General features: G+C 68.4%; 28 protein-coding genes. 13 read left to right on the forward strand and 15 right to left on the reverse strand.

What is annotated here, in order from left to right:
- Positions 1-35: 35 nt before the first annotated feature.
- Complete coding sequence (locus LDL21_RS11240) at positions 36-566, reverse strand: WKL family lipoprotein (protein ID WP_225279939.1); 531 nt, start codon at positions 564-566, stop codon at positions 36-38.
- A 6-nt stretch (positions 567-572) separates the two neighbouring features.
- Positions 573-917 (reverse strand): hypothetical protein, encoded by a 345-nt coding sequence (locus tag LDL21_RS11245; RefSeq protein ID WP_181695978.1) that lies wholly within the window; start codon positions 915-917, stop codon positions 573-575.
- A gap of 166 nt (positions 918-1,083) precedes the next feature.
- On the opposite strand from LDL21_RS11245, the gene LDL21_RS11250 reads away from it, so the two are divergent.
- The 3 genes from LDL21_RS11250 to LDL21_RS11260 are packed head-to-tail and all read left to right on the forward strand — an operon-like array spanning position 1,084 to position 3,394.
- A complete protein-coding gene (locus LDL21_RS11250) occupies positions 1,084-2,079 on the forward strand; it encodes a YncE family protein (RefSeq protein WP_225279940.1) in 996 nt (331 codons plus the stop codon).
- Positions 2,079-2,306 carry a DUF5703 family protein gene (locus LDL21_RS11255; RefSeq protein WP_067638350.1) on the forward strand — a complete coding sequence of 76 codons (228 nt, stop codon included), beginning with the start codon at positions 2,079-2,081 and terminating at the stop codon, positions 2,304-2,306. Before LDL21_RS11250 ends, LDL21_RS11255 begins: the two co-directional genes overlap by 1 nt.
- Before the next feature lie 8 nt (positions 2,307-2,314).
- Positions 2,315-3,394, forward strand: coding sequence for a quinone-dependent dihydroorotate dehydrogenase (locus tag LDL21_RS11260; protein WP_225279941.1), 1,080 nt, complete (start codon positions 2,315-2,317; stop codon positions 3,392-3,394).
- A gap of 3 nt (positions 3,395-3,397) precedes the next feature.
- Here the strand turns inward: LDL21_RS11260 and LDL21_RS11265 are convergent, their stop codons facing one another.
- The gene (locus LDL21_RS11265) at positions 3,398-3,784 is read right to left on the reverse strand and encodes a hypothetical protein (RefSeq protein ID WP_181695980.1); all 387 of its coding nucleotides are present in this window, start codon (positions 3,782-3,784) and stop codon (positions 3,398-3,400) included.
- Positions 3,785-3,999: 215 nt separating this feature from the next.
- Between LDL21_RS11265 and LDL21_RS11270 the strand changes: the two genes are divergently transcribed.
- From LDL21_RS11270 to LDL21_RS11280, 3 genes are all read left to right on the forward strand, one after another.
- Positions 4,000-5,481, forward strand: coding sequence for a PfkB family carbohydrate kinase (locus tag LDL21_RS11270; RefSeq protein WP_225279942.1), 1,482 nt, complete (start codon positions 4,000-4,002; stop codon positions 5,479-5,481).
- Between the two features lie 54 nt (positions 5,482-5,535).
- A complete protein-coding gene (locus LDL21_RS11275) occupies positions 5,536-6,213 on the forward strand; it encodes a GTP cyclohydrolase II (RefSeq protein ID WP_225279943.1) in 678 nt (225 codons plus the stop codon).
- Between the two features lie 131 nt (positions 6,214-6,344).
- Positions 6,345-8,171, forward strand: a complete 1,827-nt coding sequence (locus LDL21_RS11280) for an AMP-dependent synthetase/ligase (protein WP_225279944.1) — start codon at positions 6,345-6,347, stop codon at positions 8,169-8,171.
- Positions 8,172-8,219: 48 nt separating this feature from the next.
- On the opposite strand, the gene LDL21_RS11285 is transcribed toward LDL21_RS11280, so the two are convergent.
- The gene (locus tag LDL21_RS11285) at positions 8,220-8,747 is read right to left on the reverse strand and encodes a YbhB/YbcL family Raf kinase inhibitor-like protein (protein ID WP_225279945.1); all 528 of its coding nucleotides are present in this window, start codon (positions 8,745-8,747) and stop codon (positions 8,220-8,222) included.
- 39 nt (positions 8,748-8,786) lie between these two features.
- On the reverse strand, positions 8,787-10,148 hold the full coding sequence (locus LDL21_RS11290) for a M20/M25/M40 family metallo-hydrolase (RefSeq protein WP_225279946.1): 1,362 nt from the start codon (positions 10,146-10,148) through the stop codon (positions 8,787-8,789).
- A gap of 100 nt (positions 10,149-10,248) precedes the next feature.
- On the opposite strand from LDL21_RS11290, the gene LDL21_RS11295 reads away from it, so the two are divergent.
- Positions 10,249-10,578, forward strand: a complete 330-nt coding sequence (locus tag LDL21_RS11295) for an ArsR/SmtB family transcription factor (RefSeq protein ID WP_225279947.1) — start codon at positions 10,249-10,251, stop codon at positions 10,576-10,578.
- Positions 10,579-10,589: 11 nt separating this feature from the next.
- Positions 10,590-11,198 (forward strand): SRPBCC family protein, encoded by a 609-nt coding sequence (locus LDL21_RS11300; protein ID WP_225279948.1) that lies wholly within the window; start codon positions 10,590-10,592, stop codon positions 11,196-11,198.
- Positions 11,199-11,218: 20 nt separating this feature from the next.
- Here the strand turns inward: LDL21_RS11300 and LDL21_RS11305 are convergent, their stop codons facing one another.
- Complete coding sequence (locus LDL21_RS11305) at positions 11,219-12,445, reverse strand: alpha/beta fold hydrolase (protein ID WP_225279949.1); 1,227 nt, start codon at positions 12,443-12,445, stop codon at positions 11,219-11,221.
- 90 nt (positions 12,446-12,535) lie between these two features.
- Here LDL21_RS11305 and LDL21_RS11310 point away from each other — a divergent pair, with 90 nt between their 5' ends.
- Positions 12,536-13,141, forward strand: a complete 606-nt coding sequence (locus LDL21_RS11310; protein WP_225279950.1) for a TetR/AcrR family transcriptional regulator — start codon at positions 12,536-12,538, stop codon at positions 13,139-13,141.
- On the opposite strand, the gene LDL21_RS11315 is transcribed toward LDL21_RS11310, so the two are convergent.
- Both LDL21_RS11315 and LDL21_RS11320 read right to left on the reverse strand, forming a co-directional pair.
- On the reverse strand, positions 13,123-14,043 hold the full coding sequence (locus tag LDL21_RS11315) for a zinc-binding dehydrogenase (protein ID WP_225279951.1): 921 nt from the start codon (positions 14,041-14,043) through the stop codon (positions 13,123-13,125). The two genes, LDL21_RS11310 and LDL21_RS11315, sit on opposite strands and share 19 nt — an antisense overlap.
- A 95-nt stretch (positions 14,044-14,138) precedes the next feature.
- Positions 14,139-17,543: an ATP-binding protein gene (locus LDL21_RS11320; RefSeq protein WP_225279952.1), complete on the reverse strand. Its 3,405-nt coding sequence runs from the start codon at positions 17,541-17,543 to the stop codon at positions 14,139-14,141.
- 115 nt (positions 17,544-17,658) lie between these two features.
- Between LDL21_RS11320 and LDL21_RS11325 the strand changes: the two genes are divergently transcribed.
- Complete coding sequence (locus LDL21_RS11325) at positions 17,659-18,102, forward strand: DUF4267 domain-containing protein (protein ID WP_225279953.1); 444 nt, start codon at positions 17,659-17,661, stop codon at positions 18,100-18,102.
- 34 nt (positions 18,103-18,136) lie between these two features.
- On the opposite strand, the gene LDL21_RS11330 is transcribed toward LDL21_RS11325, so the two are convergent.
- Positions 18,137-18,664, reverse strand: coding sequence for a YybH family protein (locus LDL21_RS11330; RefSeq protein ID WP_225279954.1), 528 nt, complete (start codon positions 18,662-18,664; stop codon positions 18,137-18,139).
- 128 nt (positions 18,665-18,792) lie between these two features.
- On the opposite strand from LDL21_RS11330, the gene LDL21_RS11335 reads away from it, so the two are divergent.
- Positions 18,793-19,746 (forward strand): endonuclease/exonuclease/phosphatase family protein, encoded by a 954-nt coding sequence (locus LDL21_RS11335; protein WP_308017122.1) that lies wholly within the window; start codon positions 18,793-18,795, stop codon positions 19,744-19,746.
- Positions 19,747-19,749: 3 nt separating this feature from the next.
- Here LDL21_RS11335 and LDL21_RS11340 read toward each other — a convergent pair whose 3' ends face one another.
- On the reverse strand, positions 19,750-20,334 hold the full coding sequence (locus LDL21_RS11340) for a TetR/AcrR family transcriptional regulator (RefSeq protein WP_225279956.1): 585 nt from the start codon (positions 20,332-20,334) through the stop codon (positions 19,750-19,752).
- Between the two features lie 65 nt (positions 20,335-20,399).
- Between LDL21_RS11340 and LDL21_RS11345 the strand changes: the two genes are divergently transcribed.
- Positions 20,400-21,254 (forward strand): alpha/beta fold hydrolase, encoded by an 855-nt coding sequence (locus LDL21_RS11345; RefSeq protein ID WP_225279957.1) that lies wholly within the window; start codon positions 20,400-20,402, stop codon positions 21,252-21,254.
- 1 nt (position 21,255) lies between these two features.
- Here the strand turns inward: LDL21_RS11345 and LDL21_RS11350 are convergent, their stop codons facing one another.
- The 5 genes from LDL21_RS11350 to LDL21_RS11370 form a co-directional block, all read right to left on the reverse strand.
- Positions 21,256-21,768: an OsmC family protein gene (locus tag LDL21_RS11350; RefSeq protein WP_225279958.1), complete on the reverse strand. Its 513-nt coding sequence runs from the start codon at positions 21,766-21,768 to the stop codon at positions 21,256-21,258.
- Between the two features lie 66 nt (positions 21,769-21,834).
- Positions 21,835-22,446 carry a class I SAM-dependent methyltransferase gene (locus LDL21_RS11355; protein WP_225279959.1) on the reverse strand — a complete coding sequence of 204 codons (612 nt, stop codon included), beginning with the start codon at positions 22,444-22,446 and terminating at the stop codon, positions 21,835-21,837.
- A 77-nt stretch (positions 22,447-22,523) separates the two neighbouring features.
- Positions 22,524-23,609 (reverse strand): metallophosphoesterase, encoded by a 1,086-nt coding sequence (locus tag LDL21_RS11360; RefSeq protein ID WP_225279960.1) that lies wholly within the window; start codon positions 23,607-23,609, stop codon positions 22,524-22,526.
- A 138-nt stretch (positions 23,610-23,747) separates the two neighbouring features.
- Positions 23,748-24,392: a methyltransferase domain-containing protein gene (locus tag LDL21_RS11365; protein WP_225279961.1), complete on the reverse strand. Its 645-nt coding sequence runs from the start codon at positions 24,390-24,392 to the stop codon at positions 23,748-23,750.
- 483 nt (positions 24,393-24,875) lie between these two features.
- Positions 24,876-25,991, reverse strand: coding sequence for an acyl-CoA dehydrogenase family protein (locus LDL21_RS11370; RefSeq protein ID WP_225279962.1), 1,116 nt, complete (start codon positions 25,989-25,991; stop codon positions 24,876-24,878).
- A gap of 91 nt (positions 25,992-26,082) precedes the next feature.
- On the opposite strand from LDL21_RS11370, the gene LDL21_RS11375 reads away from it, so the two are divergent.
- Entirely contained in the window at positions 26,083-26,772 is a 690-nt protein-coding gene (locus LDL21_RS11375) for a winged helix-turn-helix transcriptional regulator (RefSeq protein ID WP_225279963.1), read from the forward strand.
- Positions 26,773-26,808 lie beyond the last annotated feature (36 nt).

Raw genomic sequence — 26,808 nt, forward strand, 5'->3', positions numbered from 1 at the left:
AACGCCCCCACCGCATCGACCGCGATTCCCGCATCTCAGCCGCAGGCGGCGGTGCGGTAGTCGGCCGAGCGCAGGATGCCGCACAGATCGGTGCGCGAGATCTTCCACTTCCCGTCGATCAGCACGAAATGCACGATGGTGGTGCGGACATTGGTGCCCGAACCGTCCTTGTCCAGGCGCATGGTCGCGGTGAGCGTGCCGTCGCGGTTGTCGAACACCGGGTCCACGACCCCGTACACGGCGTGCGGGTTGTCGCGCAGCGCCTTGTACATGTCGGGGATCGCGTCCTTGAACGCGGCGCCGTCCTCGATGAGAGCGGTGCGTTCGTCGTCGGGCAGGTTGGGGTCGAGCGCGCGTTTGATCTGCGCGTCGAGTTCGGCGGCGGTCGGCAGCGGCACGTTGGCCTTGCTCGACGAGATCGCGACCGAGGAGGACAGGGAGGCGTTGGCCGAGGACCGTGCGGCGTCGACCGAGGCCTCGTCGGTCCCACCGCAGGCGGTGAGGACGGCGAGGGCCGTGAGGCAGGCGGTGGCCGCAGCGGCCCTGGCGAAAAGTGTGGAAGACATCACCATCTACATACCATCAATGACGGCACCGATCCGGCCGAGGATGCCGCGAACACTGGTTTCGGGCCGCTGCACGGGTTGTGCGTGCTCGATCAGGTCGCGAACGAACGCGACGACGCTTCGCTCGTCGTCGAGGTCGATATCGGTGACCTGCGCACTGGCCTGGGCCACCACATCGGCGGAGCCGGGCACGGTTTCGCCCAGGTCGGGGCGGTATATCTGGACGGTCAGGGTGGCGCGCCGGGTGCGGAAGGCGAAGGGCCGCCCGTCGTCGGTGGTGCCGAAACCGTGGGCGAACGGGCCGAGCGACAGGTCATCGATACCGAAACCCGAGGCGGTGGGCTCGGTCATCGTGTGTTCTCCTGCCGCTGTGCGGGGCGATCAGTTGTCGACACGTCAACAGTAACGCGCGTCACCGCCGTCTCGGCGCGGGCCACCCGGTCGGAGCTACTGGTGAGTCATCATGGTCAGATGGTGATCTGCGGTCATCTCGTGCGGAATTGAAGGAGTTCGGTGCATGCGCCTTCGTGGCTCGGTCGCCTCGACGTTGCTGGCGGCACTTGTGGTGGCCACCGGTTGCGCGGGTGAGGACAGCGGTCCCTCTGTGCCGACCCGGGAACCGGCGACCGCCGCGGTCTCGCCCCCCGCGGCAGGTGTCCCGGCCGGGAGTGTCACGCCGCTGTCGGCAACGAAAGCGCTACTGGCCGAACGGGCGACCGGTCGGCTCGCCGCGCTCGACACCGCGGGCACGACGCTCGCCCTGATCGACTCGGCGGGCACCCAGCGGGTGGCCCTGCCCGTCGCGGGCACCGCCCTGGCGCAGGGGACGGCAGGTGAGGTGCTCGTCGCCGCCGACGGCCGGGTGCTGCGGGTGCGTGCCGATTCGGGCGCGATCACCGAACTGCCCGTCGAGGGTGACGTGCGCAGTGTGCAGATCCGTCCCGACGCGAGCCTGGTCGTGGGCACCGCCGACGGCACCGTCCGCGTCCTCGACCCCACCGGTGCGGTCACCCGCACCGTCACCGGCCTCGTCTCGGCCGACGCACTCGCGGTCACCGGCGACGACATCACCGTCCTGGACCGCAAACAGACCGCCGTCGTCGGTGTCGGCACCGACGCGCTCGGCCTGATGCTGCGCGCGGGCGACGGCGCGACCAACGCCCTGGCCGACTCGCACGGCCGCATCGTCGTCGCCGACACCGACGGCGGCGAACTGCTCGTCTACTCGGCCGGTCCGCTCGTGCTGCGTCAGCGTTTCCCGGTAGCATCGGCGCCTTACGCCCTGGCCTACGATCCGCGCTCGGACACGGTCTGGGTGTCGTGCACGCAGAGCAACGAGGTCGTCGGGTACGACCTGTCGACCGGCATCGGTGTCGAGGTCGACCGCTTGACCACCGTGCGTCAGCCCGACGCGATCGCCGTCGACGAACGCACCGGCGACCTGTTCGTCGCCTCGGCCGCGGGCGATGGCCTGCAGCGGATCGGGGCCGGACAGCGGAAGAGAGGGCTGTGATGGCGACTCCGCCGAGCTGGGAGACCAGCAACGACGATTACGAATACGTGCCGCTTCGCCTGCCACCGGAGGTCACCCGGGTCTCCGCCTCCATGCGGTTGGCCATTCAGGCCGAATTCGGTGGCTGGGAACTGTCGCGGGTGCGCGCCTACACCGACGGCAGCCGCCGGGTGTTGTTGCGCCGCCGCAAGACCGCCGTCCTCCCTGTGCCCGAACCCGGATTGTGAGCCGACCCATGTACGCCCTGCTATTACGTCTGATGTTCCTGATCCCGCCGGAGCGGGTGCACCACCTGGTGTTCGCGGCCCTGCGGTTCGCGACATGGTTCCCGCCCACGCGGTGGCTGGCGCGCAAGCTCACCGTCGTCGAGGACCCGATCCTGGCGACGACCGCGTTCGGTGTCGATTTCCCCGCGCCGCTCGGGCTGGCCGCCGGTTTCGACAAGAACGCCGACGGCGCGAACACCTGGGGCTCGCTCGGTTTCGGGTTCGCCGAGATCGGCACGGTCACCGCCCAGGCCCAGCCCGGTAATCCGGCGCCGCGCCTGTTCCGGGTGTCGGCCGATCGCGGCCTCATCAACCGCATGGGTTTCAACAATCACGGTGCGGCCGCCGCGGCCGCCCGCCTGCACGGCGCGCACCCCACGGTGCCGATCGGCGCGAACATCGGAAAGACCAAGGTCGTCGAACCCGATGCGGCCGCGGCCGATTACGCCACCAGTGCGCGCCTGCTCGGTCCGCTGGCCGACTTCGTCGTGGTCAACGTGTCCTCCCCCAACACCCCCGGCCTGCGCGATCTGCAGGCGGTCGAATCGTTGCGTCCGATCCTGGCGGCCGTGCTCGACGTGGTGTCGGTGCCGGTGCTGGTGAAGATCGCCCCAGACCTGTCCGACGACGACATCGACGCGGTCGCCGACCTCGCCGTCGAGCTCGGTCTGGCCGGCATCGTCGCCACCAACACCACCATCCGCCGCGACGGTCTGAAGACTCCCGCCGCCGAGGTCGAGGCGATGGGTGCGGGCGGGCTGTCGGGCGCCCCGGTTGCCGAGCGTTCCCTGCAGGTTCTGCGCCGCCTCTACGCCCGCGTGGGCGACAAGCTGGTACTGATCTCGGTGGGCGGTATCGAAACCCCCGAACAAGCCTGGGAGCGCATCCTCGCCGGCGCCACCCTGTTGCAGGGCTACACCGGTTTCATCTACGGCGGTCCCTTCTGGACCACCCGCATCCATCGCGGCATCGCCGCCAACCTGCGCGCGGGCGGTTTCACCTCCCTGACCCAAGCCGTCGGCGCCGAACACCGCACCGCCAAGGCCTGAGCCTCACCCGTAGTACACGTCCCGCGCACGCTCGCCGTGCGGCAGCTTCGGCGGACCCCAGCCGACTCGGCGGGCGGGCGGATCGTGGAACGATTCGCCCGCGGGTTCGCGTCCGGCGCGGGCGTCGAGCCGTTTGGCCAGTTTGATCAGCGCCTGCTGCCACATCATGCCGAGGATGTCGGCGCGGGCGCTGATCTCGGCGTGGGCGATGCGGTCGTAGGCCATGCCGAGATCGCTGACGAGTTCGTCCAATTCCATGCCCGCGCGAGCCTGTTCCGTGGTGAGCAGATAGCCGGGCAACCAGCTCAGGGTCCAGGAATCGGGGCCGACGCGTTCGGCGTATTCCGGTGTGCGGTCGCTGCGCATGGTGTCGTCGGTGCGGAAAATCATCGCGGACCTGCCTTCCCCGGCGGGCGCTTCACCTGTCCGGGTGTCCGGTGGGGCGGGCGCTCCCCCGTAACCCAGTGTGGCATTTGCCTTTTGTCCGGGTCAATTGCCATTGTAGAGAGGTAATTGCCGCAAACCGGGCGTGGCAAACCCGGCATTGTGGCGATCGCAGTCCAGCGACCGCGCGGTCGCGGGTCGTCAGGTGACGGGAGGCAGACATGTCGATGGTTCCCCAGGACGCCCGTGTCGCCGCGATCCGCAGCATCCTCACGCGCCTCGGCAAGTACTCCGGTCTGAGCGCGGAACGCTTGCGCCACACCGAAATCGACGCCGCGCCACTGCTCGAGCTGCTGTCGGTGCGCAGGCACGCCAGGCGCACCGGAGAGAGTGTCGAAGCCGCGATCCTGCCGGTGGTGCGTGAGGTCGCCCAGTGGCTCGCCCCTACCGATCGGCTGATCGTCGATGCCGCCCTGTGTCTGGGGTTGTGGCGGGACCGGCCGGGCGTCGGTGTCGATGTCGAACGCCTGTATGCGGACAACCTCGGTGAACGTCGAGAGGCCTTGACCGAACAGTGGGTCGCGTTGCACACCCTGCTCGATGTCGACCCGATCCCCGAGGCCCCCACCGTCAAACGCCTGCGCACCGTCGCCGAGCATGCCGCGTTCACCGCGCTGGCCGGGCTGCTCGCCGCCGACTCGGGCTATCCGATGGCGCAGCCCGCCGCGCCCGCGCCGACCGCGCCGCCGCCCGCCCAGCGCGGGGTGGTGACGGTATTCGGTGACGCGGTGATCGACCACCTGTACCGGGTCGACGACTTCCCCACCGCCACCAGCTCGGCCAGCGGCAGCTTCACCGGTCATCCCGGCGGCAAAGGCCTCAACCGGGCAGTGGCGGCGGCCCGGCTCGGCATCGACGTGCACCTGGTGTGCGCGGTCGGCGACGACGAGTACGGCCGCCGCATCCGCGAATTCCTCGAAACCGAGCGCGTGCACCTGGATCTGGTGAAGGTTGTCCTGTTCGCGCCGTCGCTGGTGACCGCCGTCGTGCTGGCTCCCAACGGCGAATCGCGGATGATCGGCTGCCGCGACACCCGCGTGCAGTTGCAGGACGAGGACCTGCACCGCCCCGAGCTGCGTGCCGCGCTCGAGTCCTCGGATGTGGTGATCCTGAGTTTCGAGCAGCCACCGGCGGTGATCGAACAGGTACTGGCCACGGTGTCGCAGCTGCAACCCAAACCGCCCGTGATCGTGTGTCCCACTCCGTCGATGCAGGTTCCCCAGGGGCTGTATCAGCATTTCGGCGCCGTCGACTACCTCGTCGGCACGGCCGCCGAACTCGCGGCGCTGCTGCCCGACGTGCCCGCCGAGGCCGGCGACGATATCGCCCGGTTACTGCGCGGGCTCGGTGTCGGCACCGTGTGCACGGTGGAGAACTTCCGCTGCGTGGTCGCCTCCGACACGGTGAACACCGTGGTCGACCACTTCCCGCAGGTGCTCAAGGCCTCCGTCGGTGCGGCCGCGGCGTTCACCGGGGCGTTGGCGCATCGGTTGGTGAACAGCCGAACCGCGCTCACCGCCGCCGATTTCGCGTGGGCCACCGCCGCGATGATTCCCACCCAGAAGCTGGGTGCGATCGCGGTGACCATGCCCGGTGTCGACGACATCGATCGCATCGTGCGCCTGTACGCGCCGCGCGCCTGATCCGGGGGTAAAGTCGCGGCGTCGCACCGCACCCCGTCCCACCTCGGAGGATCGTTGACCATACTGTCGTTCGGCAGTACCGCGAGCACCCGTGCCGGGTCCGACACCGCCCACCGTTTGGGCCGTGCGGGCGGGCAGCTGCCGGTTCGGGTCATCGAGATCGCCGACCCCGACGACGGCGGGCATCTGCTGGTTTTCGGTAACCCCGGCGACGGTTGCCTGGTACGGCTGCATTCACGCTGCCTCTACGGCGAAAGCCTGGGCTCCGACGACTGCGACTGCGGCGCCGAACTGCGCACCGCGATGGACCGCATCCAAGCCGAGGGCTGTGGTGTGCTGGTCTACCTGGAGCAGGAGGGCCGCGGCGCCGGCCTGATCTGGAAGGCCAGGGGGTACCGGGAGAGCGAACTGTCGGGCGCCGATACGTTTCAGGCTTATGAGCGCCTCGGCCTTCCCGCCGATACCCGCCGTTTCGCACCCGCCGCGAACGCACTCTCCGAGCTGGGCTTGCGCCGGGTACGCCTACTGACCAACAACCCCGACAAGTGCCGGGCACTGAGCGATGCGGGCATCGACGTGAACCAGGTGCCCCTGACGATCACCCTGGGCACGACCCGCGGCAGACAGTATCTGCAGGCCAAACGCGTGCACCGCCACCACACCATCCCCGTCGACGACCAGGTCCCCGGCACCCGCCGCCGGACGTGGTGGTGGCCCGGTCGCCGCAGGTAAACGCCCCGGGATTCCCGATATCCGGCTAAGATATGTGAGCCGTGCCACATTTGACGTCTTCGCCTCGAGATGATGTGAGGAAAGTCGTCTCATTGGTTCGGCACTTCAGCTCGGCCTATGGGAACAGGGATATGACAGAGATCGGTTTCGCGCACGCTTCCGGGGTCACGGTGCACACCGTACCCGCCGCCTTCCAGCAGACCGCCGCCTTGCGGCCCGGCCAGATCGCGCTGCGCACCGTCGGCGGCACCCAGGAGATCACCTGGTCCGAATACGCCACCCGGGTGCGCGCACTGGCCGCCGGTCTGGCGAAACTCGGTGTCGGGCACGGTGATTCGGTCGGGATCATGCTCACCAACCGACCCGAGTTCAACCTGATCGACACCGCCGCCCTGCACCTGGGCGCCACCCCGTTCTCGGTGTACAACACCAGCTCGCCGGAGCAGATCGCGCACGTGTTCGCCAACGCGGGCAACCAGGTGGTCATCACCGAGCAGGCATTCCTCGATGTGATCCGGGAATCCGGTGCCGAGATCGCGCACACGGTCCTCGTCGACGGCACCGCCGAGAACACCGTGTCGCTGGCCCAGCTCGAGTCGGACCCACTGCCGGACTTCGATTTCGACGCCGCCTGGCAGGCCGTGGAGCCCGGCGATCTGGCCACCCTCATCTACACCTCGGGCACCACCGGCCCGTCCAAGGGTGTGGAGCTCACCCACAGCAATGTGATCGCCCAGGTCGTCGGCCTGGTCTCCGGCCCGCTGCCGGTCGGTTTCGACGACCGCGCGGTGTCGTACCTGCCCGCCGCTCATGTCGCCGACCGTATTTCCGCGCACGCGATCAGCCTGCTCACCGGTGTGCAGATCACCACCGTCCCGGATCCGCGCGAGATCGCCGCCGCCCTGCCCGACGCCCGCCCGACGGTGTTCTTCGGTGTGCCACGGGTGTGGCAGAAGATCAAGACCGGTATCGAGAACAAGCTCGCCGTGGAACCGAGCCCGGTGAAGAAGGCGCTGGCCAACTGGGCGATCGGTGTCGGCGTCGCCGACGCGCGCGCCAAGCTGGCGGGCGAGGGCTCGTCCCTGCTGCTCGGTGTGCAGCACAAGATCGCCGACGCGCTGGTGCTGTCGAAGTTGCGGGACGCGCTCGGTTTCGCCGAACTCAAGGTCGCCGCGTCCGGTGCCGCCCCGGTGCCGCCGGAAACTCTCGAGTACTTCCTCGGCCTCGGCTTCTCGGTGAGCGAGGTGTGGGGTATGTCGGAGACCTCGGGTGTCGGGACGTTCACCGAGATCGACAAGCCGCGTCCCGGTTCGGTCGGTCGTGTCATGGACGGGGTCGAGTTGCGGTTGGACGCCGACGGCGAGGTCCTCATCCGCGGTCCGATCATCACCCGCGGTTACCGCAATATGCCCGACAAGACCGCCGAAGCCATCGACGACGCGGGCTGGCTGCACACCGGTGACGTCGGCACGCTCGACGCCGACGGCTACCTGCGCATCGTCGACCGCAAGAAGGAACTCATCATCAGCGAGGCGGGCAAGAACATCGCCCCCTCCAATATCGAGAACGCCATGAAGGCGGCCTCGTCGATGATCGGTCAGGCCGTCGCGATCGGCGACGCCCGCCCCTACATCACCGCCCTCGTCATGCTCGATCCCGACGTCGCCGCCCTGCGCGCCAAGGAATTCGGTGCCACCGACGCCACTCTGGCCGAACTGTCACGGCGCCCCGAGATCATCGAGGAGGTCAAGGAGGCGGTGCTCGCGGGCAACCGCAAGCTGTCGCGGGTGGAGCAGGTGAAGCGGTTCCACATCGTGGAGACGCTGTGGGAGCCCGGTGGCGACGAGCTGACCCCGAAGATGTCGCTCAAGCGCACCCCCATCGCGAACAAATACGCCGACCGCATCGCCGAGCTCTACGCGGCCGAACCGCCCGCGGGCGTCGTGAACGTGAAGTAGGTCCGAAAGAACCGGTGGCCCCGCATCCGTGCGGGGCCACCGGTGTTTTCAGCGCTGTTCGTAGGTGCCGACGAGGGTGGCACGACCCAGGGTGTGGAAGAACAGGTTGAACCCGAGGTAGGCCGGGGTGGCGTCGGGGCCGACTTCGAGTTCGGGCACGTCGACCGCGTGCACGACCACGAAATACCGGTGCGGCCCATGGCCTTTCGGCGGGCCCGCGCCGACGAACCCGGGGAATCCGCCGTCGTTGCGCAACGACACCGCACCGGCGGGCAGGGTGCCGCCTTCACTGCCCGCGCCGGTGTCGAGCGAGGTCACCGAGGCGGGGATGTTGGCGACCGCCCAGTGCCAGAATCCCGACGCGGTCGGGGCGTCGGGGTCGTAGACGGTGACCGCGAAACTCTGGGTGTCCTCGGGGAATCCGGACCAGCTCAGCTGCGGGGAGATGTCCTTGCCGCCCGCGCCGAACACCCCGGAGACCTGATCGTTGGCCAGCGGCTGTCCGTCGGTGATGTCGGTGGAGGTGAGGGTGAACGACGGCACCTTCGGCAGCGCGTCGTACGGGTTGTAAGTCATAGCGGCCTCTCTGTGTTGTTGGCGGCTGGGCCCGCGGGTTCAGCTGTTCAGCAGGAAGTGTTCCAGCACCCGGGTGCCGAATTCCAGGGACTGCACCGGCACCCGTTCGTCGACGCCGTGGAACAGGGCGGTGAAGTCGAGGTCCGGCGGCAGCTGCAGCGGTGCGAAACCGAAGCAGCGAATTCCCAAGCGGGCGAATGCTTTCGCGTCGGTGCCGCCGGAGAGCATGTAGGGCACGGTTCGCCCGTTGGGGTCGTTGGCCAGGACCGCGTCGTTCATGGCATCGACGAGGTGCCCGTCGAAGGTGGTTTCGTAGGAGTCGAGTTTGGTGATCCACTCGCGTTCCACGTCGGGGCCGATCAGTTCGTCGACCTCGCGTTCGAACGCGGCCTGACGTCCCGGCACCACCCGGCAGTCGACCACGGCCTCGGCGGTCTGCGGGATCACGTTGGCCTTGTAGCCGGCCGAGAGCATGGTCGGGTTGGCGGTGTCGCGCAGCGTGGCACCGATGATGCGGGAGATGGTGCCGAGCTTGGCGAGTTGACCTTCGATGTCGGGACTGTTCGGGTCGAACTGCAGGCCGGTTTCCTCGGTGACGGCGGCCAGGAATTCGGCCACCGAGTCCGAGAGCACCACGGGGAAGGTGTGTTTCCCGAGCCGGGCCACCGCGTCGGCCAGGATGGTGACCGCGTTGTCCTCGTGCAGGAACGACCCGTGGCCGGCACGGGCCTTGGCCCGCAACCGCATCCAGCCCAGGCCCTTCTCGGCGGTCTCAACCAGGTACAGCCTGCGTTCGGTACCGTCCGGGCGCGGGACGGTCAGCGAGAACCCGCCGACCTCACCCACGGCTTCGGTGACGCCTTCGAACAGGTCGGGCCGGTTGTCGACCAGCCACTGCGAGCCCCATTTGCCGCCGTTCTCCTCGTCGGCGAGGAACGCGAACACCAGGTCTCGCGGCGGCACGGTGCCCTCGGCCTTGAACTGACGCGCCAGCGCCAGGGTCATCCCGACCATGTCCTTCATGTCGATCGCGCCGCGCCCCCACACGTATCCGTCCTGCACGGCCCCCGAGAACGGGTGCACACTCCAGTCGGCCGCTTCGGCGGGAACCACGTCGAGGTGCCCGTGGATCATCAGCGCACCCCGGCTCGAGTCCGCCCCGCGCAGGCGGGCGAACACATTGCCGCGCCCCGGCGCTCCCGATTCGACGTACTCGGTCTCGTACCCCACCTCCTGCAGTTGCGCCGCGACCCACTCGGCACACTCTCGTTCGCCCTTGGTGGTCGCGAGCTCACCGGTATTGGAGGTGTCGAACCGGATCAGCGTACTGACCAGCCCCACCACCTCGTCTTCCGCGCGAGACCGTCGATCGACTCCAGAACTTTCGCCAGATGCCACCACGCCCCTTTCCTACCACTGTTGGCCGTCTCGACGCGCCCCGCGTAGACATCACCCCCATGTTTAGATGCTGACTTAATTAAATCCGTGTTTAAATAATAGGGTGCACGCTTTGGACATCCTCGGGGATCCGGTTCGCCGCCGGATTCTGGAACTGCTCGCCGCCGGTGAATGCGGTGCGGGCGCGATCAGTGACGCTGTGCGACAGGAATACCCGATCTCCCACCCCGCCGTGTCACATCACCTGCGGGTACTGCGGGAGAACGGGTTCGCGACAGTCCGCGCGGAAGGTACGCGGCGCCTCTACGCGGTCGACAGCGCCGGTATGCGTCAGGCCGACGAATGGCTCGACCGGTTCCGCCACCTGTGGCAGACCCGGCTCGACGCCCTCGACACCGAGATCGCCCGCGGCAAACGCGAGCGACGCCACTGAAGGAGACGGCAATGCTCGACATCATCGATCAGATCAACCGCACCATGACAGACCTCGGGCCGTCGAAACAGGTGAGACTCGCACGAACCTACGACACGACCACCGAGGACCTGTGGAACGCGTGCACCGACCCGCAGCGGCTGTCACGGTGGTTCGAGCCGGTCGGTGGTGAGCTGCGAGAGGGTGGCCGCTACCGGCTCGACGGCAGCGGAACGACCGGCATCATCGAAGAGTGCGTCGCGCCGACACTGCTGCGCATCACTTGGGAGTACGGCGACGACACGAGCGTGGTCGAGGTGACGATCACCGGCACCGAGGGTGGGGCGACCCTCGAGCTCACCCACACCGTGCCGGACAACGAACACTGGCGCACCTACGGCCCCGGCGCTACCGGCGTCGGCTGGGAAACCTCGTTCCTGGCAGTGGGTTTGTTCCTGTCCGGCGACGGCAGGGCAACCCCGGCGGAGCTGGAAAAGCTGCTGTCCACACCGGAAGGCGCCGAGTACATCCGGCGCGCCGCCAGCACCTGGGGCGACGCGCACGCCACTGCCGGGACCGATCCGGCGACTGCCCGCACGGTCACCGACCGCGTGGCCGGCTTCTACACCAGCGCCGAGTAGCGACGAGCCGGAAATAGCCCTCAGGAGTCTCGCACAGCCACGGCCAGCGCCTCGTCTGCGAGCGCTTTCGCCGCCTCTCGCGGTGCGTGGTGGGCGAGGGCGATGACGAGATCGCGGATTCCTTGCCGCATGCCCGGTGCGAGGCGGGCGTGCCGTGCCACGTCGAGCTCGTTGGCGATGGTGAGGACGGCGAAGGCATGCAGGTCGGTGCCGGTGATCGTGAGCGATCCGCCGGTGAAGCGGTCGGTGACCCGCAGTGACGGTTTCCCGAGTTCACGGTAGGTCGGCGTGCGCGCGCAGGCGCTGTAGAGGTAGACCAATTCCTCGGCAGGACAACCGATCACCTCGGCCGATCGGTGTCGCTGTGTGGTCGGCAAGAGTGCGGTGGCGAACCCGTCCGTGCCGTAGGTGGCGTGACAGATCGCGGCGAGCCGGGTGCGTCGTGGGGCGTTCCACTCGGCGGTGATGGCATGCACGCGCCGCAGATGATCGAGCAGGTTCCCGCCCGGGTGCTCGATGCGTTCGGCGCCGAGTGCTCGCTGGAACTCGAATGCCTCGCGCACGGAGTCCTCGTCCAGACAGGTATCGGCGTGCACCGCGATGAGATCCGCGAGTTCTTCCGGTGTGTCACGGGCAATCAGGTGGCCCGCTTCGGCGATCACGGCGGTGGTGACGCGCCGGTTCGCCCGGCGCAGACGGTGCACGTCGTCGTCTGCGAGGAAGGAGCGGCCGCCGCGCACGAGCAGGATCGGCAGGTCAACTGTGCTGATGGTGGTGAGCAATGCGGGCCCGGATCCGAGGATATCGTCGGTGAGGTCCTCGAGGCTTGCACCGAAGCCCTGGTCGCGCAACCAGGTTCGTGTCGGCTCCGGGTCGGGATCGGGAACGACGTCCACGAGGACCAGTCCGGCGACCTTGGACCGGACGGCAGGTTCGGCCAGCGCCGCCATGGCTGCGAAGCCGCCGAGGGAGGCTCCGGCGACCACCACGGGTCCGGGCTCACGGCCGATCAGCGCGGCCACGTCGTCGGCGAGCGGCCGAAGCGTGGTGACCTGCCCGGAACTGTCGCCGTGGCCGCGCAGGTCGACCGCAACGGTGCGGTAGCCACGTGCCCCGAGCCGGGCCGCGATCGGCGACCACACGCCGCGACGCTCTCCCCCGGCATGGAGCAGCAGGACCGTGGGTCCGTGGCCGCTGATCGTGGCGCGCAGTGTGGCGTCGCCGAGGACGATATCGGTGTGGATCATCGCAGGCCCCAAACCTTGACGTGTCCAGGTAACGGTATGCCTTGCCACCTTGGCTGGTCAAGGTAGTGTGACGAGGTGAGCATGCCGAGAGTGCGAAGGCGCCCTGAGGAGGCGCGTCAGGCGATCCTCGACGCCGCAGCGACACTCCTGGCCGAGGGCGGACCCGCGGCCGTGCAGGTGCGTGCGGTCGCCGCCCGCGTCGGCATGACCGACGCCGGCGTCACCCACCACTTCCGCAACCGGCAGACCCTGCTCACCGAACTCCTGCGGCACGGCGGCCGCCGGCTCCGGGCGGGCCTCGCCAACATCGTCGCGACCTGGCTGGACGACAACGCCGACCTGCCCGCACTCATCACCGCACTCCACGACTTCTACCGCAGCGGCTACGCCGATCTGGCCGTCGCCCTGCACGCCGCGGGTTGGCGTGACCGGGGCAGCGGCATGCTCGACCCCGTCGTCGAGGCCCTGCACCGCGCCCGCCCACCGGGCAGTTCCCTCGACGACACCCGCCACGCGGTAGCGGCTCTGCATCAGGCCGTGGCGATGGATGTCCGCTACGGCAACGCGTTCCGGCGCAGCGCCGGGCTCACCGACGCCGCCGCGACCTTCGACGCGCACGCACAGTGGTGGGCACACCATCTCGAAACCACCCTCGGCCTGTCCGCGCCCGGCCGGGTTCAGGGTTCGAGCACGTAACGACCGCGCGCCCCACCTTCGGCCATGGCCCGGTGGGCGTCGGCGGCCCGGTCCAGCGGCAGAACCTCGTGCACCCGCGTCGGCAATCGACCTGCCGCGGCGAGGGCGAGCAGCTGCCCCAAACGTGGTCCGTCCGATCGCACCATCAGCACGTTCACGGTGATCCCCCGTTCCACCGCTGGCACGATATTGGGCCGGACACCGACGAATATTCCACCGTCGCGGACCGGTTTCAGGCTCCACGTCTGCTGCGGGGTGGCGTCGACGACCGCGTCCCACCCGGGTTCGACCGCGGTGACGAAGTCGGCGCCGAGTCCACGCACGAACTGTTCGTCGGCCGCTCTGGCCAGACCGGTGACCCGCCACCCCCGGTCGGGTGCGAGCGCGGCGACACCGGCCCCGACGGCACCGGCGGCGCCGATCACCAGCAGCCGGTCACCGTCGGCGGGTGCGTCGCCGAGCATGTCGACGATCTGTGCGGCGCTCAGACCGCTGAGTGGCACCGTGGCTGCCGGGACCAGGTCGAGCCCGTCGGGTACGACCGCGAGGTCGGTGGCGGGCACGACGAGTTGTTCGGCGTAGGTGCCGAAGTCGCGGTCGAAGCCGAGCACGACACCGGCGACTCGGGTCCCGACGGCCAGGTCGACGCCGGGTCCGGTGGCCAGGACGGTGCCGGCGAAGTCCCAGCCCAGTCCGGTGTGTTCGGGTTGGTCGATCATCCCGAGATCATGGAAGAAGCCGCTGACGACACCGAGGTCGGTGGGGTTGACGGGTGCGGCCGCGACGGCCACCCGAACCTCACCCGGTCCGGGCTCGACGACGGGGACGTCGATGATCTCGATCGAGTCGGGTCCTGCGGGTGTGCGGACGACGGCGGCCCGGAAAGTGCCGGCTGTGTTCATGATTCGCTCCTCCATCAGTGCTGATGGGTTCCAGCCTGCTCACGCGACTTGGAGGGGAGTTGGAGCCGAATTGGACGTCGTCGTGCCCTGTTCGGTCAGCCGCGGATCGCCGCAGCGGCGCGCGCCCTGGCTTCGGTGGACCAGTGCGGGGCGCTCCACCGGTCGGCGATGTCGGCCGCCTGAGCGAAATGCGCGGCCGCCTCCTCGCCACGACCGAGGAACACGGCGAGTTCGCCCAGTACGTGCGCGACCGGACGCACGGCGAGCGACACACTCTCCGCGCCCGCGGGAGGACCGTCGCGGTGCGGCAGCAGGTCCGTGTAGACCCGCTCGGCACCGTCGCGGTCGTTCACGGCGATCAGGGCCAGCGCCCGTAGGCTCGTCAGGAAGGTGAAGAAGAAATCGGCCCGGATCGGGGCCGGTGGTGTGGGTTCCACTTCGTTGCCACGACCCGCCGCGTGCAGGGCCAGTGTCAGCAGGTCGGCGACCATCGGGCCGAGCGCGTCGTGGAAGGCGCGGACCTCGTCCAGGTGGGCGCCGAGGGTACCGTCGTTGATCCAGATCGCCGCGCGTGCGATGCGCAGGAACCCGGCCGCGTGCACCGACCCGGCGCGTTCCATGCGCTGGGTGGCTGTGATGTAGCGGCGTTCGGCGTCGGCGAACCGTCCCTCGATCAGTACCAGTGTCGCCAGGGCGATCTCGGCTGCGCCGACCGCTTCGGGCATCCGGTAGGCGCGGGCCAGGTCGCGCGCTTGTTCGCTGACGCGACGCATGGTCGTCGGATCGTTGGCGGCCGCGGCACCGGCGGCCAGGTTGAGCAGGGCGGTGATGCGGTACACGGGCAGGTCGTGTTCGGTGCCGATCGCCAGGAGTTCCCGCGAGTACTCCTGGCGGCCCGAGGCGCGCGCCAGAATCAGCAGGGCAGCGGCGCGCAGGCCCGGGGAGGTCGCCGACTCGAGTGCCTCCAGGGCCGCGGGCATGACCGTCGGATCGTCTTCGCCGACCAGTTCGTGGGTGTAGGCGATGAGCAGATGGGCGCGCACCTCGCGGTCGAGATCGGTGCGGGTGAGCAACCGGGCGAGCCGTTCGACGATCGGGCGGTCGACCGTGCCGTACATCCGGGACTGCCACGGTGTCGGTTCGGTCCAGGCGGTGAACGCGGCGATCATCAGATCCTCACGTCCCAGCGACTCGGCGAACTCCACGGCCTCCTCGCGGGTGCGCCTGGCCCCCGCGATGGACCCGGCCCTGACCTGTGCTCGCAGCAGTCTGCCGAGCAGCTCCACCCGTTCGTCCGGTTCACGGGCAGCGGCGACGGCATCGGTGAGGAGCACGACCGCCACATCGTGGGCGTAGCGCGCCTCGGCCAGTTCCGCGGCTTGCACGCAGTACCCGACGGCTTTCGGTGACCCGGCCCGCGCCCAGTGGTGTGCCAGGGCGACGATGTCGCCGGAGCCTTCGAGGGCCGCGGCGATCCGCGCATGCATCCTCGTTGTGCGTGCCCGGCTGACACCGGTGACCAGGGTGTCTCTGACCAGGGCGTGCACGAACCGGACACGACCGGGCCCCGGTTCGTCGAGCAGCCCGGCGATGACGCCCGCGTCCACGGCGTCGAGCACGCCGTCCTCGTCGGTGTCGGCGGCGCGCACGAGCACGTCGACCGCGCATTCCCGCCCGGCCACCGCCGCCAATCGCAGCACGGACACACCGCTGTCGGGCAACCGTGCGAGCCGTCGCCGCAGCACGTCGCGGACACCCTCGGGAACCTCGGAGAGCGCGACCAGTGCACCTTCACCGTTGAGCAGGCGCGCGGTCTCGCGCACGTAGAAGGGGTTGCCGCCGGTTCTTTCGGCGATTCCGGCCACGGTCGAGTCGTCGGTGTCGCATTCGGTACGCACGAGTTCGGCGACGGCGTCGCGGTCGAGTCCGGGCAGATCGAGGCGCAGCGGGGCGGTGCGGGCCAGGGTGGCGAGTGTTTCGGTGAGGCGCTCGCTTTCGTCCGAACGGTAGGCGGCCACGATCAGAATCGGGGCCTTGGTGTCGATGCCGCCGGTGAGCAGTTCCAGGGTGGCGGCGTCGGCCCAGTGCAGGTCGTCCAGGACGACGGCGACCGGACGGTCGGTGGCGGCCGCGGCGAGCCGGGCCCACACGGCTCGACGGAGCCGGAATCGTCCGGCTGCCGCGTCGCCGTGTGCGGGCGCGGCGTCGCCCAGCAGTGGAGCCAGATCGTCGGAGAACGGTTGTGGCGCAGCGCTTTCGGCGAACGATCGCAGCACTTCGACCCAGGCCCAGGCCGGTGGCGCGCTGTCGACGTCGGGGCAGCGCCCGACGGCTACGAGCCACCCGTCGCGGGTGAGTGTCGTGCCGAGGTGCTCGAGCAGGGTCGACTTGCCCTGTCCCGCTTCGCCGGTGATCAGGGCGGTTCTCGCGCCGTCGGTGATCGCTTGCTCGGCGGCTCTGGTCAGGGCTGCGAGTTCGTGGTCGCGTCCGACAAACGGGGTAGGCGACCGGCCGTTGTCGAATGCCGTTGCCGCTGAGTGTGATCCGACGCTCCCGGAGTAATTCTCCCCCGGGCCGACCGCACCTGATCCGGCCGCGCCGGGGCCGACTTCGCCGGAGTCAACCGTGCCGGGGCCGACTTTGCCCACCTCTACCTCACGGCCGCCGCCCGCAGGATCTTCGCGCGCATTCCGGCTCCTGGGCAGCACAGTCCGCTGCGAGGACGCCACCGGAACCGCAGCACGCAGGAAGTCCGTGCGCTGAGCCAGGATCGCCTCTTCCAGTTCCACCAGGTCCGGGCCCGGATCGAGGCCGAGTTCGTCGGCGAACAGCGTGCGGGCGCGCCGAAGCGCGGTCAATGCGTCGGCCTGACGACCGCTGCTCCACAGCGCGAGCGCGTGCAGGCGCCATCCTTCCTCGCGCAAGGGTTCGTCGCGGGTGAGGGTCTCGGTGTCGGGAACGACTGTCGCGGCCCGGCCGAGGCGCAGACCTGCCCCGATATGCAGTTCGCGCGCGACCACACGCAACTCGTGCAGCCGTGCTGTTTCGGCGACCACCCACGGCTCGTCGGCGACCTCGGCGAAGGCGGGGCCACGCCACAGCGCCAATGCCTCGTCGAGCCGGGCGCGTGTGTCCTCGGGATCGGTGAGTGTGCGGACTTGCTCGAGCAGTTCCTCGAAACGCCAGGCGTCCACCGCGTGTTTGGGCAGGTGCAGCGCGTAACCGGGTGCGGCGCTCACCAGCAGACGGGCCGGTGCCCGGGGTGGCCGGTCCGGTTCCAGCAGGCGGCGCAGGTTCGACACATAGGCCTGCAACGACGCCAACGCCCGCGACGGTGCTTCCCCACGCCAGAGGTCTTCGACCAGGCGGTCCACCGGCACCACCTGCCCGCGCGCGGCCACCAGCAGCGCGAGCACACCGCGTTGACGCGGCCCACCGAGGGGAAGCGATTCGCCGCCGACCTCGGCCGCGAACGAGCCCAACACCCGGATCAAGACCATGACCAGCCACATCGTACGCGCGCAGGCCCGCACGGTTCCAAGTCGGCTCCAACTGCCTTCCAAACCTCGGCGAGCAGTCTCGTTCACATCGAAACCCGTTGAAAGGCAGGACAGTATGAGCATCACCACCCAGGGCACGCGGATCGGCACAGTGGGACGAAAGGTGGTCACGAGGTATCGGGTCACCACCGTGATGGCCGTGATCTGCGCGGCGGCGCCGTTGTATTTCGGGCTGAGTTTCCTGCTCGCTCCCGAGAGTTCACCCGCCGGTTTCGGTATCACGCCGTGGCCCACCGGCAATGCCGACGGCTATTTCGTCGTCAAGGGCGTGCGCGACATCTCGACCGCCGCGGTGGCGTTCCTCGTGCTCGCCCTCGGCCACCGTCGCGTCCTCGGCTGGATCGTGCTGATCAATGCGGTGATCCCGTTCGGCGACGCACTCGCCGTGGTGACACACGGCGGAACGGTGACGACAGCGCTGACCGTGCACATTTCGGCCATGCTGTTCGTCGTGCTGACGGCCGCCCTGCTGCTCACCGAGCGACCTGCGCGCCCCTGACGGCAACCGGAGCAGGTCGGTGTGATCGTCTCGATCACACCGACCTGTCAGCCATTTTGCGCCCCCACGGAACGAACCGGGCCACCAGCGCCCGCGCCGCCAGACCGAAGACGGTCCGGCCCCCGTCGGCGGGCGCGTCCTTGTGTGACGCGCACCAGACCTGAAAGGTCTTGGGACTCATCGGAATCGAAATGTGCTCGTGCGTGATCACCCATCGGCCTTCCACTCGCCGAAGGCAGACGGTCTCGCGCACCCAGATCGACAATTCGATGCCGCCCTTGTGCTTCCCGGAATCCAGATGGAGCATGTTGGCGAAGGCCACGTCCCCGTCGACGGCGATCGTCTGCTCATGTGTTTCCAGATCGATCGGGCCGTCGTACCCGTCGAACCACCGCAGAAAGTTTGCCCGCACCTCCTCGGTTCCCGAAAACCGCAGCGGCGCGACAGCATCGTAGTAGACGATGTCCTCCGCGTAGAACGACATCGCCGCGTCGATATCCTTCGATTCGTGCGCCCGGGTACGACTTTCCAAGAACTCCCTGATCTCACTCTCACCTGACATCCCGCGTCTCCTTCCGCAACCTTCGGACCTTTTCGGTAGTCCGACGAGACAGCGACAACGAATGTGAGGCCCCCGCCGAGCGCACCCCGGAGTTCGGAAAGTCTCGTTGCACGTGTTTGGCTGGCGTGGTGAGCGCGCGGATTGTTCGGATCGGGGTCGGGGTGGTTGCCGGGGTGGCGACGCTGGCCGGAATCGCCGGTGTGGCGTTGCATTTTTCGCGGTGGGATGTGGAACCGGTCGTGTTGGCGGCGTCGGCGGCACCGTATCTGATGTGCGGTGCGGTGGTGGGGGCCGCTGGTTTCGTAGGCATCAAGCAGTGGGTGGCGGCCGGGGTGGCAGGGATCGTGGTCGCCGCCGGCCTGGCGACCCAGGCACCGCTCTACTTCGCCGATGGTGGTGGCGAGGGGCCGGCGATCATGGCGATGCAGGCCAACCTGCTGTTCGACGGTGCCGATCCGGTGGTGCTGGTGAACGAGGTGCGTGCGCGGGATATCGCCGTGCTTACCGTCAACGAGCTCACCCGCCCTGCGGTCGATGACCTGGGTCGTGCGGGTCTGGATGCCCTTCTTCCGTACCGCTACCTGGCCCCCGGCCAGACGGCGAGCGGAACCGGGATCTGGAGCCGATACCCGTTGTCCGACACCGTCGAATACGACGGGTACGTCCTCAACCAGATCTCGGCGACTGTCACCGTTCCCGAGGTCGGTCCGGTCTCGGTATATGCCTTCCACCCGGTGCCCCCGATCTACGACACGCGTGTCTGGGCCGATGAGCTGTCCCGGCTCCGGCAGGTGCTGGACGACGCGCCCGCCGATCGTCCGGTGCTCGTCGGCGGCGATTTCAATGCCACCCACGACCATGCCCGGTTCCGCGCTATGGCCTCGGGTCGTTACGCCGATGCGGGCGCCCAGGCGGGCGCGGGCCATCTGGTCACCTATCCGACGGACAAATCGATACCCCCGTTGGTCGGCATCGACCATTTCCTGCTCGCCGACGCACACGCAACGAAGGTGGAAACCGTCGATCTGCCCGGCGCCGACCATCGAGCCCTGGTGGCGCGCATCGTTTTTCCGTTGCGGTAAGAACTACGACTCGGCCCGAGCCAGCACCGCCTCGACCCGTGCCCGCATCGCATTCCCGGCCGCCAGCAGCGGTTCGGCCGAGCGCAATGTCCGCCCGAGCACGAACGCCCCTTCCAATGCGGACAGAACCGCCAGCACAAGATCGCGTGCCTCGTCCTCGACCAGTCCGCGACGCACGAAGTATGTGGTGCCCTGGGTGATCCAGTCGGTGACGACCTCGGCCACCACCTGGCGCAGTTCCGGTTCGGAGTCGGCGATCTCGCCCGCCACGGTGCCGACGGGACACATATTGATCCACCCGGATTCCTCGAGCGTGCGGGCGGCATCGGCGAACGCGGACGACATCGCGACGGCAAGGTCCTCGTGCGGGTCCATCAGCAGCGGCAGCAACTGGATGTAGGCGGCACCGGAATCGCGCAGGGCCACGGCGGCGATCTGCGGTTTTCCTTGCGGGAAGTGGTGGTAGAGCGAGCCCATCGGCGCGTCGGCGGCGGCGGTGATCTGCTTGACCGTGATCGCGCTGTACCCGTGCGTGCGCATCAGTTCGGCGACGGCGGTGACCAGGCGTTCACGGGTAGGCGTTGACATCTTCTCCCTCACGACTCCAGACTAGAGCAAACGCACTAGAGTGTTCGCTCTAACTGGAGGTTCTCATGCCGTCCGTCGAACTGCCCGCCGGCCGCGTCCACTACACAGAGCGTGGGGAGGGACCGCCGGTCGTGCTGTTGCACGGCCTGCTGATGAACCACCGGGTCTGGGATTCGGTCATCGATCTACTGCCCGCCGGGTTCCGCTATGTGCTGCCGGATCTACCGTTGGGCGCGCACCCCGAGCCGTTGCGACCGGGCACCGACCTGAGCATGCGCGGACTCAATCAGCTGATCGCGGACTTCCTCACCGCTCTGGACCTGCACGACGTCACCATGGTGCACTCGGACTGGGGTGGTGGACTGTTCTTGACCGCCTACGGTCTCGATGAGCGGGTGGGTCGGCTGATCGTCTTCCCCAGCGAGGCGTTCGACAATTTCCCGCCCGGCTTGCCCGGCAAATCCGCGACCCTCGCCTCCTACCTGCCCGGCGGTATCACCCTTGCCCTGCGTCAGTTGCGCGTGCGCTGGTTGCGCGAGACTCCACCGCTGTTCGGCTGGATGGCGAAATTCCCGCTGTCCGACGAGCTCGTGCGCGCCTGGACCGATCCCGGGCTGCGCGATGCCGGTATCCGCCGCGACCTGCTCGCCTACACCCGTTCCGGTTTCGACAAGGCCGAACTGATCGCCGCAACCGAAGCGCTGCGACACTTCCAGGGTGAGGCATTGATCCTGTGGTCGTCGGCGGGCAAGGTGATGCCCCGCGAGCACGGTCGTCGCCTGGCCGACCTGATCCCCCGCGCTCGCCTGGTCGAGATCGACGATGCCTATGTGTTGTCGATGCTCGACCAGCCGAACGCGGTCGCCGCCGCAGTCACCGAGTTCCTCACCAGCACGGCGGTTCGCCCGACGGAAAAGTGAATCAGCCGACCTCGAGGGTGGTGTTCACCGGTGTGGCTCGGGTGGTCGAGTCGAGCACGGGGCAGTGTGCGTCGACGGCTTCCTGCAGTTCGGCGTAGCGCTGCGGTGTCTCGGGGCCGTTGATCCGCACGGCGACCCGCACCGCCTGGAACCCCGCACGCACCGTGTCGTCGATGCCGAAGAACCCGCGCACATCCAGGTCGCCTTCCGCGGTGATCTCGAGGTCGTCGATGCTGATCCCGAGTCGCTCGGCCCAGAATCGGTAGGTCACCACCTGGCAGGAAACGAGTGCCGCCAGATACACCTCCACCGGATTGGCGGCGGTGTCGGCGCCGCCGAGCGCGGGCGGTTCGTCGACGCGCACGGTGTGGGTGCGTGCGGTGACCACGCTGCCCACCGTGCCCTCGGGCGTCGCCGCCGCACGGAACACCACGTGCGCGTTGGCGGCATCGAGGGCCACCGCTTTCGCTGTCGCTTCGGAAATGCTGTTCAAGGCCGCGAGGTGACTGGTCATGCCCGCACGCTATCGACGCGGATATCCGCGGCCAACCGATGATTTCCGCGTGATTTCAACCCCTGCTCAACGGGCGACACCCAGCGACAATGCGGCGAAGGCTTTCGGGGCACCGGGTTGGTAGAACCGGTCGAGTTCCAATGTTTCGAATCCGGCGCCGGCGATCAGCGCGGGGATGTCGCGCGCCAGATGGCATCCACCGGCGATCCGCTGCTGGATCGGGTCGAGCCGGTGCTGCCACACCCGAACCGATTCGTCCGGCGCCAACCCGTGCTCGACGAAATGCAAGGTGCCACCGGGCTCGAGCACCCGCCGGATCTCGGCGAGCGCCGCCGCGACATCGGGAATCGTGCACAAGGTGAACGTCGACAACGCGGTGTCGAAACTGTCGTCCCCGAACGGCAGCGCCTGCCCGTCCAGGCCCGCCCGTTCGATCGGAACCCGGCTGGCCGCAACCCTTTTCGCCGCGATCTTCCACCCCACATCAGCTGGCTCCACCCCACTGACCCGCGCCACCGCCTCGGGATAGAACCCCACATTGTTCCCCGACCCGAACCCCACCTCCACCACATTCCCCCGCAACCCGGAGCACACCCGCTGTCGCAGCGAGTCGTTCACCCGTGCCCCACACACCTTGTCGGTGAGATGTGGAAGAACCCGATCGGTGTAGAAGCCCATCCCCCGATCATCCTCGCCGACCAGCCGCCGGGAAAGACCCTGGTACTGCGTCAGCGCGAAGCTCAGGCCGAGTCGGTTCAGGCGAGGCGGCGGTCGAAGACCTGGGTGCCCGAGCCGGTGGCCGGGTCGACGGTGACGACGCGGGCGCGCATCGAGTCCGGGTGCAGGTCCAAGACCATGAAGCCCAGTTCGTGATGGGTTTGGTAGAGGGCGTTGTGGCGGCCGGTCGGTTCGCCGGGCTGGCCGGTGGAGGTTTTGGCCGAGGCGCCGGAAATGATCTGGCGGGTGCCTTTGGTGGCGGCGGTGGGTTCGAGGATCTGCATGGTGTGGTCGTGGCCGGACAGCAGCAGCGATACCTTGCCAAGAACGTGGTCTTCGAAGAAGCGTTTGGCGTGGATGCCGTTGAGCGGTTCGATCGGCAGGCCCTCGTAGTTGCCCGCGTCGCCGTGGGAGCCGTTGCTCAGGTAGGGGTGGTGGGTGCAGGCAATCTTCCACTGCGCGGTCGACTCGGCCAGGGCGCGGTCGAGCCAGGCCCGTTGTTCGTTCATGTAGGGGCCGTCGACCGCCCAGTACGGGTCGAACACCGGCGGGATGTAGGCAGCCAGCGGGTTCACGTCGAGAACGAAGAACTCCACGACGGGGTTTTCCTCGGGTACGCGCAGCGAGTAGTAGCGGCTGGGCATCCACCAGCGCGGCGAATTCGCGTGATAGGCCACCTCGTGGTTGCCGCGCGGCAACCAACCGCCGTCACCGGGAAACACCGAGCTGGTGTCGTGATTGCCGAGCACCATCGCCCAGGGGAAGTCCAGGCCGGTGTTGGGGTCTTCGAATTTCGTGGCGAACTGGATGTCGTCGGGCCCGTTCGGACCGGAGTCGTAGATATTGTCGCCGAGCCCGACGGCAAGTGAAAACGGTTCGCGCGCATGGAATTCCCTTGCCGCGTCGGCCACCGCCCACTGCGTGCGCGTCCCGGTCCCGGCATCACCGGTGACCAGCACCCGCACACCGTGCCCCGCCGTCGGCGGGAATTTCGCCACCGCGGCGGGCACCGCACCGGCCGGGGTGAGCCCGACCAACGTCAGACCCGCGACGACACCGGCCGCGCCCGCGAGAACCTCGCGCCGGCCCAGGCCGTTCGACCGCACGTTGAGCTGCTCGTCCATGCTCACCTTTCCGAGTTCACCCGTCGACCGCTCGATCGAAGCACAACACCCTGGCCGCTACCGCACCGCACCCAGCGCGTTTCGATGAACAATAGAACAACATGGACGATCGCCCAGTTAGCGTCGTGGAATTTGCCTCTAACAGCGGGTCGCGCCATCTCTCGCTCGACGACACATCAGCATCTGACCGGCCCCGACCTGGAATTCGTAGTCGACGTCGACCACCCGGCAGTCGACACCGTCATCGGCCAGTTCGGAAATCAACGCACGCAGTCGTGGATACGGGGTGCACGAACCGATCGGGACAAGCGGGAACACCCTGAGCTCGGTACCGATCCGCAGCAGTTCGACGATCGCTCGACGATGGAATTCGGGATCGAGATCGTCGGCGTAGCAGAAGAGAAGGTGCGAACTCAGCACGAGGTCGACACTGTTGTCCGCGAACGGCAGCTGCGGCAACCGTCCCGGAACGTAGCGTTGCGGATACGAACTGCTGTGGGCGGCGAACTGCCGGGCCGACTCGGAGCGTGCCCGGCGATGCGCGTCGGGATCGGCGAAGAACTCCCACCGATAGTCCTGCGCGTGTGCGCGAACGAAGTCGTTGCCGCGTTCGGCCTCGGCAACAGCGGTCGCCGCCACCTTCGCCAATCCGTCACCGAAATAGGCGACATCGCATGCGGTCACGTCCCCACCCCGAGCACACACCTCGGCGGTGAAACCCGCAGCACCACCGGGACAATCGAGAATCCGGCGCCGCAAGTCCTCCTCACTGAGCGCGAACATCGCCCGATACTCGTCCAGCGAACGAGAACTGACCAGAATCTCCCCGAACCCACCGGTTCCTGAACCTGAAGTGCTGTCGCTCATCTGTCGACCTCTCTATCCAGGACCGCCGCCCGGACCCGTCCAGATGTCGTCACGACAAGCACCCGACCGCCCGCGAGGCGGCCACGCAACAACAACGCCGACCGCTACCGGACCGACCACCACTGCTGCGCAAACATCATCACGGCCCGAGTACACCAGCCGCTCCTTCCTCCCGCAACCACATTCGGCGCCCCGCCCACGCGATCTCTCCCAGCACCGGGAGCCCGCTCATTGTGCGGGCTGCCCGCCGGAAGGTGAGGAGCGCACCGCAGGGCGGGGGCATTGCGGACCGGATGGGCCGTATCGCGCCCGCGGCTGCAATTTCACTGACGCGAACAGGCCGATGCGGAGCAGGCACCGAGGAACTGCCCAGCTCGCTGCGCAGCGAGCGGGATCGTATTACCCGATCGGGTTGTGCCCCAGCAGGACTCGCCCCGTGAAGCGGGTCTGTTTGGGGCGGGGCAGGGGATGGAATTGGCAGCCGAGGATGTCGCGGTAGAGGCGTTCGAGGTCGCAGGTGCGGGAGTAGCCTGCGCCGCCGGTGGTTTCGATGGCCAGGCGGACGGTGGCGATGAGGGCTTCGGCGGCGACTGTTTTGCGGCTGAGGGCTCGGGCGGCGTAGGCGTCGGTGTTGGGGAAGGTGAGGTCGGCGGCGTCGGTGAACATGGCGGTGACGAGGTCGTCGGCGGTGGTGTGGGCGTTGAGCATCTCGCCCGCTGTTTGCAGGGTGTGGTCGTCGGCGCGCCCGCGCAGTAGGTGGGCGGTGAGGGCGACCGCCGCGTCGGCGATACCGAGGTAGGCGGCCAGGATCAGGGGAAGAGCAGCCCCCATCACGACATTCAGTACGGTGGGCCACGCACCGGCGGGCCGGATCAACGACACCGCAGCCTCGGGCACGAACACGTCGTCGAGCACCACGGTGTGCGATCCGCTGGCCCGCAAACCCAGTGTGTCCCAGGTCTTCTCGATCCGAACACCGGCCGCCGACATCGGGATCGCACAGTGCAGCACCTGGTTCCCTTCGAGACGGACGCTGGTGACCAGCACGTCACCCACTTCACATCCGCTCGCGGGTGCTTTGCGCGCACTCACCCGGTACCCGCCGTCCACCGGCACGGCCATTCCGTTGGAATCCACCCAGTCCGAGGCGCCGGTGCTGACGAGAATCGCCCCACCGACAACCTTCGCGAACACCCCGGAGGCGTCGATACCGTGCTTGTGCCGCCACACCTGGGCGGCGACCAGATGCGAATGCATCGCGAACGCCACCGCCGTCGACGGATCGTGGGCGCCGAGCTCACGCAGCACGGCCCCCATTTCGGTATGTGTGGCCCCGCCGCCCCCGAATTCGGCCGGCACGAGCGCGGCCGAGAGCCCGGAGGAGCGCAGCAGGTCGAAGGCGGCGACGGAGATCTCGCCGGTGCGGTCGCGCTCGGCGACCTCGGTGCGCAGGGTTTCACCGATCGTGCGGGCCAGGGCGACCCGGTCGGTTGTGGAAGTAATCGTGGAAGTCATGTTTCGAAAGGTAGGGACGGGCGCGATAACCGGATAGTCCAGAAAGTGGACTCCCCCGGTCCAGTATCTGGACCCTGTCGGCGAGGTGATGATGACGAGCACAACCCCCAGCTACGCCCAGTACTGTCCCATTTCGCGTGCCCTCGACGTGCTCGGTGAACGTTGGTCGCTGCTCATCGCCCGCGACCTGTTCCTCGGCACCACCCGATTCAACGATCTGGCCCGCGGCTTGCCCGGCCTGTCGCGCAGCCTGCTGGCCAAACGGCTGCGCCAGTTCGAACGCGCGGGTCTGGTCGACAAGCTCGGCACCGAGTACGTGCTCACCGAGGCGGGTCGGGATCTGGAACCGATCCTGTTCGGCCTCGGCGAGTGGGGTGCGCGCTGGACCTTCGGCGAACCGCGCCACGGCGAGCGCGACGCGGCCCTGCTCGTGTGGTGGATGCACAACCGTCTCGACACCACGCAGCTGCCGGGTCGCCGTCAGGTGCTCGCGGTCCGGTTCACCGACGATCCGCGCCGGTTCTGGATCGTGGTCGAGGGCGGTGCGGCGTCGGTGTGCGAGACGGATCCGGGGTATCCGGTCGATGTCACGATCAGCGCCGACGTGGCGGGTTTGTACGAGGTGTGGCTCGGTCGGTTGCCGCTGGCACATGCCCAGCACACCGGACGGGTGCGGTTCCTCGGCCCGCTCGCGGTAACTCGCCGGATGCCCGATGTACTGCGATTGAGCCCGGTCGCCGGGTACGTGCGCGCGACCGCCCAGCAGGCCCGAGCCTCCTGAAACCGGACTTATTACGCAAAACCGAACAAAACGTGT

The sequence above is a fragment of the Nocardia rosealba genome, assembly GCF_020216065.1.
GTDB classification, from domain to species: Bacteria; Actinomycetota; Actinomycetes; order Mycobacteriales; family Mycobacteriaceae; genus Nocardia; species Nocardia rosealba.